This window comes from Brenneria sp. g21c3, assembly GCF_040240345.1.
Lineage (GTDB): Bacteria > Pseudomonadota > Gammaproteobacteria > Enterobacterales > Enterobacteriaceae > Brenneria.
The window spans coordinates 1-2,485 of record NZ_JBEIAB010000039.1; the positions used below are offsets into that span (position 1 = coordinate 1).

2 protein-coding genes and 1 pseudogene are annotated in these 2,485 nt (G+C 42.7%); 1 reads left to right on the top strand and 2 read right to left on the bottom strand.

Annotated features, from left to right (window positions below; translation table 11 throughout):
* On the top strand, positions 1-467 hold a 467-nt coding region (locus ABRZ28_RS24135), incomplete at its 5' end, for an IS3 family transposase (RefSeq protein WP_330521866.1).
* Between the two features lie 66 nt (positions 468-533).
* On the opposite strand, the gene ABRZ28_RS24140 is transcribed toward ABRZ28_RS24135, so the two are convergent.
* Both ABRZ28_RS24140 and ABRZ28_RS24145 read right to left on the bottom strand, forming a co-directional pair.
* Positions 534-1,253 carry a cupin domain-containing protein gene (locus ABRZ28_RS24140; RefSeq protein WP_172288593.1) on the bottom strand — a complete coding sequence of 240 codons (720 nt, stop codon included), beginning with the start codon at positions 1,251-1,253 and terminating at the stop codon, positions 534-536.
* Positions 1,254-2,077: 824 nt separating this feature from the next.
* A pseudogene (locus ABRZ28_RS24145) lies at positions 2,078-2,365 on the bottom strand (tyrosine-type recombinase/integrase); the annotation flags it as partial.
* Positions 2,366-2,485: the final 120 nt, after the last annotated feature.

The window sequence follows — 2,485 nt, forward strand, 5'->3', positions numbered from 1 at the left end:
AACGCTGGGCGTACCTCGCCGTTGTTCTCGACCTGTTCGCAAGAAAACCAGTGGGTTGGGCAATGTCGTTCTCGCCGGACAGCAGACTCACCATGAAAGCGCTGGAAATGGCATGGGAAACTCGCGGTAAGCCCGTCGGGGTGATGTTCCACAGCGACCAGGGTAGTCATTATACAAGCAGGCAGTTCCGGCAGTTACTGTGGCGATACAGGATCAGACAGAGTATGAGCCGGCGCGTAAACTGCTGGGATAACAGCCCAATGGAGCGCTTCTTCAGGAGTCTGAAGAACGAATGGGTGCCGGTGACGGGTTACGTAAGCTTCAGCGATGCAGCTCACGCCATAACGGACTATATCGTTGGATATTACAGTGTACTAAGACCGCACGAATATAATGGTGGGTTACCACCAAACGAATCGGAAAACCGATACTGGAAAAACTCTAACGCGGTGGCCAGTTTTTGTTGACCACTACAACCGGTGATTATCACAACTCGTGTTGGTTTGGACATGTTATTTTCCTTCTATGTTACGTTACGGAACATTAATTAAAAGTACCTTCTGACCGCAGTACATTTCTGCGATGGCATCTTTGATCCTTAGGATATGAATTTTTCCCATTAAATGACTCTTTACATCTAAGGAAATAAAAATAAAGTTATCCTCATCATTTAACATATTCCTATCAAGAATTTTGACAGAAAATTTTGCTAATTTATGTAGATCATATTCCCTAATAAATGTGCCGGGAGCTATCTGATGGAATGGGAGTAAAAGATCATGTTCCTGGGATCTTCTTTCATATGCCATATTTTGTCGACCGTAATTATCTTTAAGTCTAAGTAAGTCGAATTTGTTTCTTGGGTTTTCTACTTCAATTAACTCAATACCTGATTTTCCGGCGATAGTTTGATGGAATACACCTTTTGCAATATATATGCTGTCACCAGATTTTAATGCTTGATGTGTGCCATCAAGAAACCTGGTTTCTCCATCGCCATGTAGGCATATAAGGACGGTATCTTTTTGTATATGACAGTGCATAGAAGTGGATTGATTTTTTAATATATGAAGGCGCCATACATCAAAAATAGAATCACAATAAACCCTATATTCATGTCCCCATGGTTTTTCTATGAATCCATTGAGATGTAAGTCTTTTTCAAATGACTCACCATTATTTGAAGTCGAAAGAAGGATCTTGTTTATTTCAAGCAAATCATATACATCTGGAGTCCGGTTGTGGATTTCCATACAGGCATTCCCCGCTAATTGAATTGCTGAGTTTTAATTTCACTTCGGTCAATCATTCCGTGAGTTCAGTCTATATCGATTATTTATTACGAGAGAAATAACTTTTATGATGATTACCTATATTATTTTTTTGGATCAGTCTTTTTTTACGTAATTATCATGAAAAATTATGTATCTATACCACTCGGGATCATTGACGATGCTTGATTTTATGCTGTCAGGAGGTCATAGCTCGCCAGCTATGAAGATGTTTATCACTGCTTAGCGAGAAGCAGAACTTGGACGTCTGCACGATATAACCCCTGATAGAGGTATCCGTGATCGCACCAAGGATTTCCTTTCGTGTCCGAAGACTGGAGGTCAGCCATGGTCGAGAAGTCTTTGCGGCTTGGTGATATAATGACAAATCACCATATAAATGAGTTTTTTACCATTTTTCGCTCCCCAGTATACGCTTTCGGTTTGAATTCACCCTAACAGCTGAGGCTTAGTTCTCTGGGACGTAGAAAAAAGTGCAGATCCAATTTCTGTGTCAGAAGGATCAGCACCCGACCTTTGTAGTTATTTATCTGCACCATTAATTCCTGTGGGTATCTCAGGTCAAAACTGGGTGATTTTGGGTTACAACCGAGGTCGCGACGTCATCAAGCTCAAATGAGATATCCATGCGTTAATGCCGGGCAACACCTAACTCCTTAATAAGAAAGTATAAAAAAGAAGGTGTTGCTAGACTTGGACCATTAACTGAGGAATCGAAAAAACAGATATAAAACTGGTTAAAAATAGAAAAAGCAGATCCTGAACCGTCCGGATCTGCTTTCGTTTTATCCGTTAATTACCTCATCGTGGGCTCTGGCATCCTGTTTGCCCCAGATATAGGGGGGGACATAGACTTCTCGGCACGCATCCAGATAATCCGACCACCACTGCATCATCGCTTTACGGGCTTCAAGATGGGCGGCTTTGTGGATATAGGCCGCCCGCACGCTATTGCGCTCCTGATGGCTCATCTGGCGCTCAACGGCATCCTGCGACCACAACTCCGATTCCATCAAAGCGCTACAAGCCATCGCCCGGAATCCGTGGCCGCAGACATCCGTTTTGGTGTCATAATGGATTTGACCCTATATATCCAGACGTTTTTGCTCTCTTATGGTTGCGATAACTTCCTGCGTATATATTCCCGTGGTGAGCGATATCCCAGTGCACTATGCGGATGATGTTCGTTGTAA

Excerpts from the sequence above, each read along its gene's own strand:
- ABRZ28_RS24140 (WP_172288593.1), bottom strand. The coding sequence starts at position 1,253 with ATGGAAATCCACAACCGGACTCCAGATGTATATGATTTGCTTGAAATA.